This window comes from Clostridium aromativorans, from assembly GCF_020908015.1.
GTDB lineage: Bacteria > Bacillota > Clostridia > Clostridiales > Clostridiaceae > Clostridium_B > Clostridium_B aromativorans.
The window spans coordinates 1-16,697 of record NZ_JAJJPB010000042.1; the positions used below are offsets into that span (position 1 = coordinate 1).

The window sequence follows — 16,697 nt, forward strand, 5'->3', positions numbered from 1 at the left end:
GGCCCAGTCCAAAATTACCTGTCTTATCTTTATACATATGATTGAATATCAATTTTATACTGTCCTCATCAATATGTTTTCCATCATCATATATTTCTACTACAGCAAAATCACCCTCTTTTTTCAACTTGATTTTTATAATGCTTTCGGCATACCTCAACGCATTGTCCAGTATATTTTCTAGACACACCTTTATTTTTTCCTCATTTGCAAAGATAATGCTGCTGCTTGTCTCTAATTCCCATTTAATATCATCACTGACTACTTTAAACTTATCCACCATATCACTGACAACATCCCTCAAATCCATGCTTTTATTCTTTTCACTCTCAAGGTTATTCTCCAATGTATATTCCAACGTGTTGAGATAGAGTATCTGTTTTACCTTTTTCTCAAGTCCAATTGACTCATCCTTTATTATTTCTGCTGTTCTTTCAGGAGAATCTATATAAACACCATCTATAATTGCCTGGGCATGGCTCATAATAACCATGACTGTTGTTTTTAAACTGTGGGATATACTTTGGAGAAATATCTTCTCGTTTTCATCGGCATATTTTAGTTTCTTCTGCATGATATTCATTGACCTGGCAAGTTTGCCAATTTCATCATCACTGCTAATTTTAATAGGTTCAACCCAATTCTTGTCTGCTATTTCTTTTGTATAGTTTTCTAATTTTTTAAGGGGTTTTGATATATATACTGCAACAAATTTTGAAGTGAAAAAAGCTATGACAATAAATATAAATCCTATAACAATAGCATAGTATAAAAATCTATTATCTGTAAAATACGGCATATACGTTACTAAACATAATTTTTCCTTATGGCTGTTTTTTATTGGACTCATAATAATCAAATACTTTTTATTATTATGGTACGATTTAAATTCCTTTTCAATCTTTAAATGCTTCGTATAACTTACCATCCACTGTACATCTTTATTATTTTCAGGCCTTTCATTATCTCGAGGTTCTACAGTTTTTCTTTGATTTCCATTTTCTTTATATGTAGGAATAGCTTTATTCTTTCCGTTTTTAACTTCTTGACGCAAAGGTGGCATATTATTAGGAAGATTATTCAAATAGGTTATTTCATTTCTGTTATTTATATTAACTACAAAACTTTTAACCATTTTAAGATTTCTTAGTTTATCAAATCTAACAGGCTCCTTAAAATTATTACTTTTGAGTAACATTTCATGAACTACTTTCATATCTTTCATATGAATATTCTCATCAAACGTTTTAAAGTTAAATAGGTATAAAAGTGAAATGCACAATATTATGATAATACTGGTAGTTGTGAAAGTTATCCATATCCTCATCATCAATGATTTTATCTTAAATATCTTCATACATTATCAACTAGCTTATATCCATATCCATATACTGTTTCTATAGTTAATTCGCTAACTTTTTTTCTGAGCCTTCTTATAGTATCATCCACTACCCTATCAGATCCAAAATAATCAATACCCCATACACTTGTTAAAATTTGCTCTCTGGATATTAGATTATTCTTATTTTCAGCAAGGTAATTTAACAATTCAAATTCTCTATTTGTAAGCTGAATATCTTGATTTTCAAATGAAACAGTTCTTTGATTTTTATTGATAAAGTAGCTCCCCACTTTTAAAATTATATCTTTTGGACTGTTATCTTTACTGATTACCACCCTATTTAGAAGCCTATTAGTTCTTATAACCAATTCTCTTGGTAAAAACGGTTTAGACAAATAATCATCACTTCCCAGCTCTAAGCCCACAACCCTGTCAAATTCTTCATTCCTTGCTGACATAAATATGACAGGAGTATTTTTATTGTTTGCCTTTATGCACTTAATAAGCTCATAACCACTTATATCTGGAAGCATTATATCCAATATCCAAAGATCCGGTGTATCAGGTACTTTTTCCTTTGCACAACTACCATTTGAAAAAGTAGTTACATCATATCCTTCATTTTTAAGATACTTTTGTAATAAAATTCTTAAGCTATTTTCATCCTCAACTAAATATATTCTTTTAGCCAATTTTATCACCTCAATCCAAACTAAAGTATTTTTGATAATGATGATAAATAGAAATTTATTATCAAATTTTTATTTACTTGATATTTTAATATCAAGTGGAAATCACAATTTTAATTAATCTATAAAAAGTTAGAGAAAAGCTATACTCTCTCCTCTCACTTTTTATAAACTAATTACTGATATAGATAAATCTATAAATAAAATACTTTCTATTTATAGATTTATCTGAAATTTTAATTATATACTAACTACTTGTCCTCTATTTTTCTGTAAATATTATTTTGTATCTATATCAACTTATTTGACATGCACTTGCTTTGCAGGAGTTGATTTCACATTAGCAGCTGAACCGTTAAAGATTCCTATCACTTTTGATTCCTGTGAACTGTTTATAATATGAGCTGCTACCAACCTGTCTAATCCAGTTTTAAAATCTCCCTGAGATTTAAACACATTCAATATTTTCGACTCCTGGTAATTATTTATAATTCTTGCTTTTACCAGTTTATCAAGTTGAGCTTTAAAATTTCCATAAGAGTATTTGGTTTTATAAACTATTCCTGATTTTGTATTAGCAGGCTTAGCCTGAACCGTCGTGGTAACTCCTGTACTTACCAATGGTGCTAAAACCATTATAGCTGAAATTAACCTATACTTCATTTTTAACATTTTCCTTACCTCCTAAATTTAATATTTATTTATTTTGGATTTATTTCAATAATAACTATTAAATCTATGTCTAATATGTAGAAATTGTGTGATTTTTATGTGATATAGAACCTAACATAAATTTAACACTACTTTTTTGACATCTTACAGACATAATTTTTGCTTTAATTTACTTAGAGCTAAATTTTAGGTGGAAAAGATATATGTTAGAAATAAAATACAAACTAAGATCTATATTATCAGTATCTGTGCATATAACATTTTTTACCCATTATTATATAATTAATTTATTACGCCTTCATGTTATATCAATTAACAAACTATTTTTGTTGTAAACAATTACCACCAAATTATGAATAAAATTTAAACTAAATATAAGTTAAAAAGTCTCACATAAACTTAACAACATCTTGACATCTTATAAAGTTAATTACCCAATATAATTTCATTTAAAATAAGTTATTGAAGGAAAAAATCTAGGAGTATTTGTACATCAAAGTTTCTCAGGTGATGCTGAAGTCAGTAATTGAATTTTTATTATAATTGTTTACCCTTCATAAATTTAAGTTTAAAATAAAAACAGTCTGAGTTCTCTTTTATAATCATATATAATTATAAAAGAGAACATTTTTTTGTAATTCTGAACCACGTTCCTAATTCTAATATTTGAAAATAACATAATTACTTGACATTCTTTAAATATAATAAAGTTCAAGTAATATTTTTAATTGGAGGATAAATACAATGACAAAAAAGAGCTATGGAGTCAACAATATTAATAATGGTCTAATGAATAATTTAGAGCTTAGCTCAAAATTAAAATTGATAAAATATGAAAACAGATAAATATACTGTAAGTAAAATTTGCTGTGGAGAAAAAGTAAGCTTTCAGGATACGTGGACATCATGGGAAAATAATGAAAAATTTCCAGTAGCTTTTTTGGGAGACAGTACTGTGGATGGAAATGAGACTACATCCTGGGTGAAAAATGAGATAGGACAGGATCATCAGCCTCCACATGCCTTTACAACTTATTTACAAAATCTTGTAAGGGTATATACAGGTTCAAATACAGCTAGAATTTATAATGCAGGGTTCTCCGGACAAACTGCTAGCTGGGCATATTCAAATATAAATAGTATATTTGCAGGAAATTACTCGGATGTAAAGATGATAGGTATAGGATTTGGAATAAATGACAGACTCGGGGTGACTTCCACTAAAGATTATGAGAGTGATTTTAAAAGAAGCATTGAAAATATAATATTGTGGTGTTTTAAAAATAATATACAGCCTTTTTTATTGACTACACAGGCTACAGTTGAACCGGGAAGTACTGATAGTTCCAGTTATCCCTATCGTACCAGTGAAAGCATAAACTCTGTAGCAAATACAGTTAAAAAGAATCTGGCCAAAAAGTATAATATACAATTAATGGATCTAAATTATTATACATCGAAACTGTTATCAAACAATGATACTTATAGCTTAAAGAACATCATAAGCCAAGATCATCTGCATTTTAAGGATAAAGGTCATGAATTTGAAGCTGAAACCATATTTGCTTATTTTAATCCAAGGGTAGTTGTACTTGATGGAAAAAATAAGCTTAAGATTGATTTTACTTCACAAAATATCAAAAGCAATGTTGAAAGTGATAAAGTTTCTTTTGAAAACAGTCCTATAAATCTATGGTATGGAAATAATCTTTTTAATAATTTTATATATTACTGCAAAAAAGATGACATGGATACGCTTTTACAGGATTTTTTAGTTTTCAATTTATCAAATGGACTTGAACTTTACAGTATGCAGATTCAGGTACCTAAAAATCCAGGATATACTCTTCCTTCATCTGAAGATGAAAAACCCTATGTTATTTTTAATGACAAAAAATATGTGCTAAAGGATACATTTATAGACAGCTATTTTTCAACCATGAATGTGAACAGGCCATTTTTAGTTGATAATTTGCGATTTGGCCTCAATAAGGTAAAGCTTTATTCAGGTAAATTTAACAGAGCAGCCTCAGGTGGATTTTATATTTCACGGAATTTTAAAAACTACAGTTCAAGGATATCGATAGTCCAGGATACCAATGGAGATATATCAAAACAATTTTTGACTCCTTATAAATTTCAAAATTATTTTGAGCATAAAGCTCTATTCAAGCTTAATATTGACAGCAATATCTCCACCAGTAGAACCAAATTTTTAGTTCCTGTCGTGGATAGGGCAGATTCGGGGCTGGCACTTGAGTTTGAAAATGGTACTGTTGAATTGATTGAATACGTGAGAAAAAGCAGCTGTCTGGATGATGTCGGGAATTTGAAAAAGTTGGCATATATAAATACTCAATCAAATTCTCAGGAGTCTACAAAATCCATTAAAATATACGTTAGAATAAATGAAGCTTCAATTGAAGTATATAAGGAACTAAAATCTTCACCAATTATAACCTATAATACGCATAAGGAGATTATCGGTTCAGGTATTTTTGCCAATTTCATAAAGCTTGAATATCAATGTAATGGAGACTATTTAATACTTGATACAGATATCTTGTACAGCATATGAATAGATTTGATTCTCATACAAATCCATACCCATTCTCCTTTTAAACAAAGGTTAAACTCTTTATTAGTTGGTCTTATGGATAAAAGTTACTTTATTATATACTACTCCATTGGTTAATTTTTTATCGCTTCCAGTTCCAATAGTATTATAATAAACCGTCACCGGCTTATCAGCAGAAATATTATTTAAATCCGCAATTGTCAATTTTCCAACATAGCTGTCATTAGTAACCTTCCATTTAGAGTTCTTATCAAATGATGCTGTTATTCCCCAATTTGACGCTGCTCCATAATAGTTACCATTTAGCCTTGTAGTAATACCAGCATTATTTGTATACTTTGCAGATCCATCCCATAGCCCCAGACTACCATCGGCAAAATTTCCTTCAAAATTGGAATTTTTAAAATTTACTTTCAAAGAAGACTTTCTATTACCTGCCATTCCCTCAACAGCTCTGCTGACATTACCTTCATTCCATATTATACCGTTAATTGTTCCACTGCTATCAACAAAATTAACTGTTGGTGAAGAACCTGCTTCAGAGGCAATAAGATAATTATAATCATTCTTGTTTCTGTTTATATATTTATTATTTGTAAGATTCAAGGTCGTACTTGATGCCTCAAAATCCAACACAGAATTTATGTTCCCACCAAAACTGCTGCCAGCCGTCAGATACGGCACATAATAAAAGTCAGTAGAACCAGTATATGATCCAGCAGAATAGTTGTAGTAAGTATTGTCTAAAACACTGTTGCGCAGAAGTGTACTATCTGTATACATTTTATTAGCAATATTACTGAGTTTATTAAGTAATGTTTTTTTAGCAGCTCCTGTAATATTATAGTTTTTACATAATTTACCTATAGTCATTGCAGGGTCGCTCATCATATATTGCATAAGTACATAGCTTCCACTTGCATTTTTCCACGTTTCCGCAGCTGCCTTTGCTTTATTTCCTGTAATATAGCCGTTATAATTTCTAAATGCCGTAATAGTTGAATTAGAAATATCTGAAGTACCTGTTCCTCCGCCTCTATTTTTAATTCCAATAACACCTTTTATCTGACTGTCTGTTATATGATAAGTCCCTCCACTCGCAATAACAGCACCAGCATCAGCATATGAAGTAAGAGATGATTTATCAGCAGAAATTACACCGCTGCCAATAACATATGCACCTGCAGAACGATTCCCATAAACTTTGGCTGTATAATTATTAACTTCAACAACACCATTGCCGAAATCATTTGCCAGCGAAGAAGCCTGCCCTACTGAATATGAACCTTTTTTCCCAGTTGAAGCAGTAACATTTTCAAGATGTGCATAGCCGCCATACACACAATCGGCTACATGATTGTTCCATCCTTCGAGATTAAAATCTGTATTATAAACATATACTTTAGATGTAGAAGATTTTGCTGCACTACTTCCTGTATTTTTTCCGCCACAAGCCGCAATAACACCATTAGCACCATCACCTGTTGCCAAGAGTGTGCTGTGATGTGTGCTATTGCCTTTTTCTCCAAGTATTACAGTACCACCCTGTGTAGCATAAAGTAATGCATTCATCCCCCATTGCATAACAACTTCAGTATTATAATTTGTGAGGCCCGTCTCATATGACATTTTTGCCCAGTTCCCTGTGGAAGTACTTTTTGCATTAATCCTTTTTGCCTTTATAGCTCCATAATTAGTAGCCCAAAGAATGCTGCGTTCTTGGTTGGCACCCCCCAAAACACGATCTCCTTTATAAGTTTGATCCTGACCATTTTTGTTAGTATATACAAACGAAGTATCTGCAGATTTAAGTTTAAGTGGATTATCATATTCCAAATTTTTTCCATCTGCTGTAATTACAGAATTTGCAAAAGAATAATAGGCCGGATCCATTTCCTTCCTTGCACTTAACCCGTTAAGGTATTTATCATCATCTAAAATTGATGCAGTATCTTCATCTGCGCTGAGATCAAAGGGTGAATAATAAATAACATCTACATCCCCATCATTGTCAGTGTCTTTATATGCAACATATTTATAAGAAAGATTGTCATAATTATTTGCATCAACCAATTTACCATGAGTTGCAGTTCCATTAACATATTTACAGATTATAGTGCCAGTCTTTACATCATATGCCATGACATTTGGATCAAGATTAACTCTGTTACCATTTATATAATAGCCTTCTTTAAAATTAAATCTGCCCTTAATAGCTCCATAGCTTGAATCTGATGCTATTTTTTTATTGAGTTTATCTGCTTCAGATTGAGTAAGTGCTCTGAATGTCTTATTCAGTTCTCCTGCCTTAACCTTACCTTTAAGACTATCTGCTATAGTGACAGCAAGACTATAGTCAACAATTCCAGTAAGAGTTCCTGAAATAGTATATATGTATGTGTTTGTTTTACTGTTAAATGTACTTGAATTAACTTTGCACCCAGTTCCTCTTAGTACAACATTAATATTTGTCTTTGAAATAGGATAAGTTTTTACATTAAGATAAGTTCCATAATTAGCACATAGTGTTTTATCCGCTGCCGTATATGGATCATTATTGTTTAAATCTTTAATATCTACTGTTGTTTCAGTATAACCTGTTTTGGATACCTTATTTTTACTGCCAAGTGCATTCACAAGTTTATTTGTATTTTCAATATTATATTTTGAATTTAAATATACTACAACATTGGGATTACTTTCAAAAGCATCTGTACTTAGAGCTACATTGGCATTTGCAATACTTATAACAGCTACACTGTTGCAATCATAGAATGCCCATGAATCAATTTTCGTAATTCCGTCCGGTACATAAAGTGAACGTATTTCAGAATGACGTGCAAAAGCCTGTGATCCTATCTCATTTACAATAGCTCCGTCAAGAATTCCAGGAACTACAACTGTAGTATCACTAGTTCCACTATACTGAGTTATCTTTGCTGTTTTAGTTGCTTTTGATGGTGATACTGAATTGTCTGTAGTTGTCGTAACTGTAAATTTCCAATTTCCATACTTTTCATTTTTTGTAGTTGTAGTCACATTTGATTTAAATTGGCCATTCGACTTATTGCCAGCCGCAAAAACCAAAGAAATCATATTGAAATTGGAAAGTGAATAAATTAATAAAAAAGATAAAATTAAATATCTCCGTATTTTCCATATTCTCATATAGCATCCTCCTGTAAATATAATAATCAAATTAAATATACTAAGATTGTATCAAAGCATTATGTGATTAATGTCTTATCGGCGTAATTGCAAGCTTTATATTACCCTTGTAAGTACCAGTTTCAATATTTTTTTCAATTCCATTAACCTTCATTGTAACCTTATATCCACCAGGAGCAGTAATTTTAGAATTATTATCAATAGTTAGACTTGTCAAATATGAATCACCGGCAACAATCCAATTTGAGCCATTAATCAAGGATAAAATCACCCCATTGTTAACAGCACTACTGACTTTATTTGTGACTTCTCCCAGCTGTTTATAGTCTACAGATGTAATCGTATCTTTTTTATGCCTAGCAGTAGAAGACGAAATTACACCATTTATTTTAGCGTTGTCAAATTTTAAAGAAAGATTTTTATCTAAGTTTACCATCTTACCCATCATATCTTTCCCCATACCACCACGGGTAGAATTATAAAAGTTGCCCTTTAAACTTATATTAGAAAATTCAGCAACAGTATCTGTATCCTTTACGGCCGTGGAAGTATCATGATTTTTATCCAATACAGCAGCACCACTTGGCTCATGATACACACCTGTAGTGTACATCACCCCATCATTACCCTGAACTGTACCTGGATCGTCACTGTCCATCAATTGTAAAATAACTCCTGTTTTAGATCGTATATGAGCGCCTTTAGAACCATCTACACTAATATTTGCAGCAGCACTTTTAACTAAAAAAGTAGTTTCCCCAGTTTCAAAAACTGTACCATCTGCAATATCTACAGATCCATTGCCATGCCACATAATACCAAAACGGCCAGATTTGACAGTAGTTTGTTTCTTTTGCAGAGATTTTAACTCCCTTGAAGTAAGACCAAGATTCAAGTTACTATTAAGTATGACTAATTTAGTAGGTGTACTAGCACCAAAAATACCACTGCCATTAGTAATAATCAAACCGTAGTCAGCAACCTTGAATTTACAGCCATAGAAGCTGTCTACAGCTGAACCTGTTGCATAAGCCCCATATCCACTATTACCAGTATTAACAATTCCACTATTTATAGCAGTAAGTTTTGTATTCCTGCAGTCATCAACGGAAAGAACACCCCATCCCTCGGAGGATAGTGAAGAATTAATGTATGTGGCAGTAGTATTATTTCCTATTGCATTAGTTGCTCTGCAGTTGCCTGAAAGGCCAAGCATCCAGGGTACTGATTTCATATAGCCTGGTTTTGCATTTGGCTTATAGTCTGATGGAAGAATACCATTTTTAACATCAACATTGGTATTTTTAACAATCAGATTACTGCCTCCACCAGCAACAATGGCAGGGCGGATTGCACCATGAGTTTGAATATTTGTATTATCTACTATAAGCCTTGTGTTCACGCCAGTTGACATAATACCTGCACCGTAACCAGCAAAGTCATTGCCTCCATTACCTGTCAATCTAATTTTAGCGGCATTGACGTTGTAAATGCCACCAGAAACATAAATACCATTGAATTTTTCTTCTTCTGATGTAATATGTATATTATTTGCAGAAACATTTGACACATTTCCACCAATTATTTCGGCTAAAACAGACTTGTCAGCTGCAACTCCAGAAGAATCTACATATAATGCCTGTTTAAAATAATGTGTAAGAGCAGAAGAATACTTGACCACATTTTGCTTAGTTATGGAAAGTACAATGTTGCCACTATACATACCTTCTTTAATTGTTTTTCCAGTACCATTAACTGACAGTGTCACATCATAACCTTCTGGTGCGGTAATGGTGGCCTTTTTGCCAATGATCAACCTTCGTAACTTTGTAGTTGTATTGACAACCCAAGTAGAACCAGCTTCAACTGTTTTAGAATTCTGTGCAGATAACACAGCATTTGCTGCAGCTGATGCTTTAAATGGCATTGTTTTAGCAGAAGCCAGGTAAACTATACTACTCATTACAGCAGCAATGACTGTACAAGTAATAAGAATTTTTGTCCTTTTCATTATTTTTCCTCCCTCTGTAATCTTTAAATTTCTTTAACACACTCACTTATTCTTAGATTTTCATAATTAACAGAGCAAATCTTCTTATAACCTGTAATTTAATACAATATATCCATTTTTAGTTATTTTATTTATATTTTAAGGAAAAATAAGAACATGTGAGATAATTATAAAAAAGTACACGTCAAATATTTAGCATGTATTTTTCAATTGGCGTGTACTTTATTAAATTAACTTAAACTTTTATATGCTTGTCTTATTTATGCGCCACTGGTGCTGGAGTTGCAACATTAGGTGCTCCACCTTTATTAAATCCTCCAGCATTGTTCTTTGGAATATCTTTATGACCCGAATTATCTTTCTGTGCTGGAGCTGGTGTCGGTGCAACATAATCATATGCATAATCATATGCATCATAGTATGCAACGAATATCTTCGATTCCTGATCGCTATTTATTATTCCTGCTGTTACTAAATTATCCAGTGCATCCTTAAAAATCGATTTGTTAGTATTGAATATGTTCAACACCTTTGATTCCTGGTAAGAATTTATCACCCCAGATGCTACAAGCTTATCCATTGAAGCTTTAAAGCTTCCATAAGAGTACTTGTAAACTATTGGTTTTGGCTCAGGTCCATAATTCCTTGGAGCAGCACTTACTGTTGTAGCAACTCCTGTGCTTAATATTGGAGCTATAACCATAGCTGCTGATATTAATTTGTACTTCATTTTTAACATTTATCTTTTCCTCCTTAAATTTGATTACAAATACATTATAATAAGGAATTATGTTAATAAAATGTCATCATAATGTTAAATTAATGTGATTCTCATCTAAACAAATATTTTAATAATCTACTTATAAAAATTTTATGCCCTTCATTCTTACGATTTTATATGTAAGCAATAAATTATCTGGTATACAAAAATAAAGACCATTCATTTTTAGAGTGGTCTTATTTTTGCTGTTTGTTATTTTTAAAGGAACACTTAACCCATGAATCCCAGAGCAAGCATTCTTTTAAGAATTCAAAATAGCTGTATGGCTCCAATCCATTGGCTTTAGCCGTTTCAATATGCTTTTTCTTACTTTTTATTACTCTGCGAGTAGTTCAACAATTTCATCAAGTACAGGCTTAATATAAGTTATCAGTGTCATAATCAAAGTGTAATACATTATATTTTTGTTGAATTTTCTATTTCTCTTTATATTAATTTCCCTCATAAATTATCCCCTGATTCATTATAAAATATTAGTATCCTCATATTTAGTAATTTTTAATTAAATAATTGCTGCACAGCTTTAGTACAATAGGAGAATTATAATTAAGAAAATTGTACATAAAATGTGAAAATTGTGTCTACATTATGTGATTCACATCTTAGAAATATCTAATTTGAAAAATTTGCCTTTTCGATCAATGAATATACAAGATTAGATTTTTGGGGAGGCTTTATTTTGGATGAAAAAAACTTGGCAGGTTTATAAGAAAAACTTATTATATCAAATGCGTTCCCGCTAACTAATTCTTTAATTATTCTTCACTCACTTGAATACATTGTGTACATAGACCGTAATAGATAATATTTTGATTTTCAATTTTTACATGATACCTGTTTTCAATTTGTTGTTCTGTCATACTCATTTCCGGTAAATATATATCAGTAATACTGCCACATCTAGTGCATATAAAATGTCTGTGCTTATTTTTCTCCTCGTGATCAGTTAGTTGATACTTACAACAGTTTCCCTGTACCATTATTTTGTATAAAATGCCAATGCTTTCTAACTGATTTACAGTTCTATAAACCGTTGGAATACCTATTTGTGAAAATATATTTTTGGCTTGATGCCATATTTCTTCAACTGTTAAATGTCGTTTTCTATTTGTAAAGAGAACATCCAGAATAGCCCTACGTTGAGGAGTCATTATAATACCATTATCTATAATAATTTTCTCAAAGTATTCGAGATGCTTTATTTTTTCCATATACGAATCCCCCTCTATAGCCTAAATCACCTAGCTTTAGCTCAATATCATTATTTTTTATACTTGTTAAAAATATTCATGCCGTTTACTACGATGATGTCCACAGCTATGCTGTCGTTTATAACCTCCAAAATCTGAGTCCCTCTGATTAGCTTCCGTTTTTTGTTCCAGCGAATCAATAATACGGTTAAGATATTCCTTAAAAGTATACTGCTCTTCTTGTGTCAAACAATCAAAAATTTCATTGAAATCTTCAGGCTGTTGATTCCCTTTGTTGACTACTTCAGCTCCGGACTCAGTAAGCTTGATATTTATTCTCCTGCGATCAGCCTCTGAGGCTGTACGTGTGATATAACCATTTTGTTCCAACTTAGCCAGTAACTCTCCAACAGATTGAGGGCGCATATCTAAAAGATACGTTAACTTTTTCTGAGTAATCTCAGGCTGCATTTTAAGCAAAGATAAGATCCTTCCTTGACCTCTATGAGGGTTGCCCATTGGTCCATGAACTGTACGGTAATAATGGTAGTATCTGTGCAAAAGCCACTCAATACGTGTAAATAAGCACAATAGATCTTGTTTGTCTTCATCCATCTTATTTCCCTCCTGTTAAAGTATAAAATTTTAGTAAGGTACCTTACTAAATATTATTGTACAGGTCCTTACTAAAATGTCAAGCATCTTTACAAAAAAATTTTCCCGAGCCTCTTAGCTCGGGAATTGTGTATTTATTATTATGGAAATAGCCGTACACTCAATGCAGCTTTTCCTTTATATTTTATCCTTTAGCAAACTTATCATTGCCACTCCCCTTAAAAAATTCCTGCCAGGTTTTTTCAGCATATGGTGCAAATTCTTTCGACGACTTCGTTATCTTTTCGTGAAATTCAGGGTCATGAAGCATTTTCTCCGCTCCAGCATCGTCCGGCTTAGCCCCTACTTCCTTGCATACATTTATTATGACATTGGTATTATCTATCATACTGCATGGTCTCAACATGTTTTTATTATAGGGCTGCATAGATCTTAATTTCTTAAAGAATGGATCCCTGAATGCATCTATCAAATGCCTGCCTTTTAAATTAACAGTTGAAAAATGTGAAAATATGCACGGTTCAACATCTTCTTTAGAATTAACATGGAAAAAGTATTTACCTGCAATGCATCCTCCAACATACGGGGCATCATTAAAGAAATCTATAGTAAAATACGGTTTATTAGCCCTTATTTCTCTGTTTCTCCTTCCAAGATAATCTCTCTGTTCTCCTGTAAGCATCATGTCAAAGTCTTCATCTTCCCCATTGACAGGCATGAATAAAAAGTACCAGCTCATTTTAGAGCCTTTTCTAATTAACATATCTGTAAATTCATCGCTGAGCACTGTATTTATATTAGTCCTCGTAACAGCTGAAGACACCCCGAACAGTATCCCTCTTTCATGAAGCATATCCATAGCTTTCAATACCTTTTGGTATGTTCCCTTTCCTCTACGTGCATCAGTATCCTCTTCAAAACCTTCAACTGAAAGCATAGGTATCACGTTGCCGCTTTTTTTGAGTCTATCTGCAATTTTTTCATTAAGAAAAAGTCCGCTGGTAAATGGTGTAAACATTACATCATCATATTTCTCATAAATGTCCAGAAGATAGTCATTAAAGAAAGGTTCTCCACCTAAAATAATAATATAATAAATTCCAAGATCCCTTGCTTCTCCTATAATCCTGTCAACCTCCTCCGGTGGAATATCATCCTTTTTACTAAAACTTGAGGCATAGCATCCCTTGCAATGAAGCGGACATCTCATAGATGGGCTTAAAAGCATAACAAATGGTATTTTAGTATCCTCTTCATCCATATATTTCTGCCTTCTCGGTCCAGCAAACCAGTTCGCATTTGCAAAAAAACATGAGAAAAATTTTTTCAAGCATTTGGTATCCGTATTTTTTAAGATATCCTGAATATATTCATGCTTGTATTTGTCATTGTTATAATAACTCTGAACAAATTCAATTTGAGCCAATGCAGATTCATCTTTAGTTAGCATTTTAATAGCCTCAAATATTTTATCTATATTTTTTTCCGGGTTTTTATCAAGATAACCAACAATCTTATTTACAATGGTTTGTTTAGTAGCCTTTTCTAAATTATCTATTATCTTCATACAAATTCCTCCTTATAAAATATTTATTCATGAAAATATAGCATCTAATATAAAGAATAATATTTTCAACTAACTTTATCTAAAATAGTTCATGAATTATTATCATATTTCAAAAACCCATGCTGAAATATTTTTATAGCATTCCTAATAATAGCTTTATCATCATATTTTCTATCCTTCAAAGGCAACATTTCTTGTAAAAAAACTAATGACCAAATAGCCCCAATAAAAAGTCTAATTGATAGCACAGGATCTATATCGCTAGAAGCATAAGGCTTTAATATTTTACTTAAACTTTCTGTAACTTTTTCAACCACCTGGCGGAAAAAGAATTCTCCTATTTCTGGAAAATTAGGAGTTTCTGCAATAATAATACGCATTAGTTTTAATTTTCGCGGATTCTTAAATATAGAAAGAAATGTCATTCCGATTTCTGTTAAACTCTCTTCTATATTTATAGGTTCATTAATCTTAGACAGATTAAAAATGGTCTGCATTTGTGAAGATTCCCTAATTGTAGAAAGAAATAGTTCATCTTTATTATTAAAGTATTGATAAATAAAGGCTTTTGACATACCCATTTTATTGGCTATATCCTCCATGTTTGTTCTAGTATATCCTTTTGTTCCAAAAACATCAAGTGCAACATTCATTATTTCTTTCCGCTTATTGTCCTGAGAATAAGATACATCCTTTAAATCCATTCTTCCTATATCATTGAGGATTTCTTCTTTATTTTTGTAATAGCGATAGATAGTGCCTACAGATATTTTTGCACTTTTTGAAATCTCCTTAATTGTAGTATCTCTGAATCCTTTCTGTAAGATCAATTTCTCTGCGGCCTTTTTTATTATTTTCTTAATGCTATGATTCATTTGTTTATATCCTCTCTAAATTTTATGAATGTCAAATGACTGTATATTCACTATTTATTCTTATTACATCATTGTTACAAAGCAATATAATTAGTCTCCATTCATAAATTTAAAATATCATCTCCTTTTTGCGTCTGAAAAAGAAGTATCTAAATACATCATTATTAGGTAATTTTATAGTTATATAAAGATTTAATCCTACTCCACTTTCATCGGTATTGCCTCAATTTTTACCTTGCCAGTCATGACATAGGTTTTAGTGATCATGTAGAATAATGAATATTATTCTACTAGTCGTTCATTATTCATTGTAATTCTAACACTTTTACTTTATTAAATCAATATATTTGACGACATAAATTATAATTATTTTAATTCACAATTTTACTCAGAAGTGGTCTCCTGATTGTAATTAACCAGGCTACTCCACACAAGACGCCAATCAAAATATTGATTCTGCCAGCACTCCGCACGGGATTCCGTCGGTTAAGTGAAACAAGAATCATCCCGATACTTCCCATTACAGTTGTAATCGAGCTAATTAACGATGATGCTGAACCAGTATCATTCTTTTGCTGTCCCAACATTCCTATAGCATTAAATGCAAAAAAATAACTATATTCCTGGCTGCTTAATCCAAAGCCATCCTGATAAATATATGAAGATGAAGAAATAAAAGCCATAGAAGCATTGAACCAGCAACCACAACAACACCTAAAATAGCCTGTGCAAAAAAGATACCCCGCCATGAAGTAAATTTCAACAGAAGTGCACCAACAACCGGTGCCACAGCTAGAGATATTACCACCATCGACTGAACAATAGCCAAAATAGATTCCTGTTTTCTCCCTTGATACACATCTTTTCCAACTATTTACTTACTCCATGCAATTTAATATAATCCCCACGAAAATAAGTTATTCCAAGTCCAATGGGTTTATCTTCAATATCGTATAATTTTTGCTCTACTACAAGCAAGGCAATTTTATTCTGTATGTGAAGCAATTTTTTCATCTTTTCTTCCGGAATTTTAGCATATATGATAAGTTCCTTGTTTAAATCATAGAGAGAAGTCCTATCGGATATCATTTCCGGGAAAGTTGCATTTTCGATTTCATTCTCCACAATTGGAACTCCTCTTTTATACAAAAGATATTTTATATCATAGGCCATAGGTTCTCCTTCAGTATAAAATAGTCTCCGGATCAT

Annotated in this window: 14 protein-coding genes; 1 reads left to right on the forward strand and 13 read right to left on the reverse strand. The window is 31.9% G+C overall.

All coding sequences use genetic code 11. From position 1 onward, the window contains the following. The 3 genes from LN736_RS17705 to LN736_RS17715 all read right to left on the reverse strand — a co-directional run. The coding region (locus tag LN736_RS17705) for a HAMP domain-containing sensor histidine kinase (RefSeq protein ID WP_229982117.1) at window positions 1-1,225 on the reverse strand (1,225 nt) is incomplete at its 3' end. Between the two features lie 128 nt (window positions 1,226-1,353). Continuing rightward, window positions 1,354-2,034 carry a response regulator transcription factor gene (locus tag LN736_RS17710; RefSeq protein ID WP_150357910.1) on the reverse strand — a complete coding sequence of 227 codons (681 nt, stop codon included), beginning with the start codon at window positions 2,032-2,034 and terminating at the stop codon, window positions 1,354-1,356. 297 nt (window positions 2,035-2,331) lie between these two features. After that, the gene (locus LN736_RS17715) at window positions 2,332-2,703 is read right to left on the reverse strand and encodes a hypothetical protein (protein WP_229982118.1); all 372 of its coding nucleotides are present in this window, start codon (window positions 2,701-2,703) and stop codon (window positions 2,332-2,334) included. 832 nt (window positions 2,704-3,535) lie between these two features. Between LN736_RS17715 and LN736_RS17720 the strand changes: the two genes are divergently transcribed. Beyond that, entirely contained in the window at window positions 3,536-5,281 is a 1,746-nt protein-coding gene (locus tag LN736_RS17720) for an SGNH/GDSL hydrolase family protein (RefSeq protein ID WP_229982119.1), read from the forward strand. A 63-nt stretch (window positions 5,282-5,344) separates the two neighbouring features. Here LN736_RS17720 and LN736_RS17725 read toward each other — a convergent pair whose 3' ends face one another. The 10 genes from LN736_RS17725 to LN736_RS17765 all read right to left on the reverse strand — a co-directional run. Beyond that, window positions 5,345-8,449 (reverse strand): leucine-rich repeat protein, encoded by a 3,105-nt coding sequence (locus LN736_RS17725; protein ID WP_229982120.1) that lies wholly within the window; start codon window positions 8,447-8,449, stop codon window positions 5,345-5,347. A gap of 67 nt (window positions 8,450-8,516) precedes the next feature. Next, window positions 8,517-10,460 (reverse strand): hypothetical protein, encoded by a 1,944-nt coding sequence (locus LN736_RS17730; protein WP_150357906.1) that lies wholly within the window; start codon window positions 10,458-10,460, stop codon window positions 8,517-8,519. Window positions 10,461-10,716: 256 nt separating this feature from the next. Beyond that, complete coding sequence (locus tag LN736_RS17735) at window positions 10,717-11,199, reverse strand: hypothetical protein (protein WP_150357905.1); 483 nt, start codon at window positions 11,197-11,199, stop codon at window positions 10,717-10,719. Window positions 11,200-11,557: 358 nt separating this feature from the next. Further along, a complete protein-coding gene (locus LN736_RS19060; RefSeq protein ID WP_268253955.1) occupies window positions 11,558-11,686 on the reverse strand; it encodes a hypothetical protein in 129 nt (42 codons plus the stop codon). A gap of 310 nt (window positions 11,687-11,996) precedes the next feature. Further along, a complete protein-coding gene (locus LN736_RS17740; protein WP_179977751.1) occupies window positions 11,997-12,452 on the reverse strand; it encodes a Fur family transcriptional regulator in 456 nt (151 codons plus the stop codon). Window positions 12,453-12,518: 66 nt separating this feature from the next. Next, window positions 12,519-13,046 (reverse strand): MarR family winged helix-turn-helix transcriptional regulator, encoded by a 528-nt coding sequence (locus LN736_RS17745; RefSeq protein WP_229982121.1) that lies wholly within the window; start codon window positions 13,044-13,046, stop codon window positions 12,519-12,521. Between the two features lie 184 nt (window positions 13,047-13,230). Further along, a complete protein-coding gene (locus LN736_RS17750) occupies window positions 13,231-14,613 on the reverse strand; it encodes a radical SAM protein (protein ID WP_150357902.1) in 1,383 nt (460 codons plus the stop codon). Between the two features lie 89 nt (window positions 14,614-14,702). Beyond that, window positions 14,703-15,488 (reverse strand): TetR/AcrR family transcriptional regulator, encoded by a 786-nt coding sequence (locus LN736_RS17755; protein ID WP_150357901.1) that lies wholly within the window; start codon window positions 15,486-15,488, stop codon window positions 14,703-14,705. A 631-nt stretch (window positions 15,489-16,119) separates the two neighbouring features. Next, entirely contained in the window at window positions 16,120-16,317 is a 198-nt protein-coding gene (locus LN736_RS17760; RefSeq protein ID WP_229982122.1) for a hypothetical protein, read from the reverse strand. A 41-nt stretch (window positions 16,318-16,358) separates the two neighbouring features. Further along, the coding region (locus LN736_RS17765; protein WP_229982123.1) for a UTRA domain-containing protein at window positions 16,359-16,697 on the reverse strand (339 nt) is incomplete at its 5' end.

Coding starts and splice junctions, on each gene's coding strand:
- LN736_RS17715 (WP_229982118.1), bottom strand. CDS start 2,703: ATGTTAAAAATGAAGTATAGGTTAATTTCAGCTATAATGGTTTTAGCA.
- LN736_RS17730 (WP_150357906.1), bottom strand. CDS start 10,460: ATGAAAAGGACAAAAATTCTTATTACTTGTACAGTCATTGCTGCTGTA.
- LN736_RS17720 (WP_229982119.1), top strand. CDS start 3,536: ATGAAAACAGATAAATATACTGTAAGTAAAATTTGCTGTGGAGAAAAA.
- LN736_RS17745 (WP_229982121.1), bottom strand. CDS start 13,046: ATGGATGAAGACAAACAAGATCTATTGTGCTTATTTACACGTATTGAG.
- LN736_RS17750 (WP_150357902.1), bottom strand. CDS start 14,613: ATGAAGATAATAGATAATTTAGAAAAGGCTACTAAACAAACCATTGTA.
- LN736_RS19060 (WP_268253955.1), bottom strand. CDS start 11,686: ATGAGGGAAATTAATATAAAGAGAAATAGAAAATTCAACAAAAATATA.
- LN736_RS17755 (WP_150357901.1), bottom strand. CDS start 15,488: ATGAATCATAGCATTAAGAAAATAATAAAAAAGGCCGCAGAGAAATTG.
- LN736_RS17735 (WP_150357905.1), bottom strand. CDS start 11,199: ATGTTAAAAATGAAGTACAAATTAATATCAGCAGCTATGGTTATAGCT.
- LN736_RS17725 (WP_229982120.1), bottom strand. CDS start 8,449: ATGAGAATATGGAAAATACGGAGATATTTAATTTTATCTTTTTTATTA.
- LN736_RS17740 (WP_179977751.1), bottom strand. CDS start 12,452: ATGGAAAAAATAAAGCATCTCGAATACTTTGAGAAAATTATTATAGAT.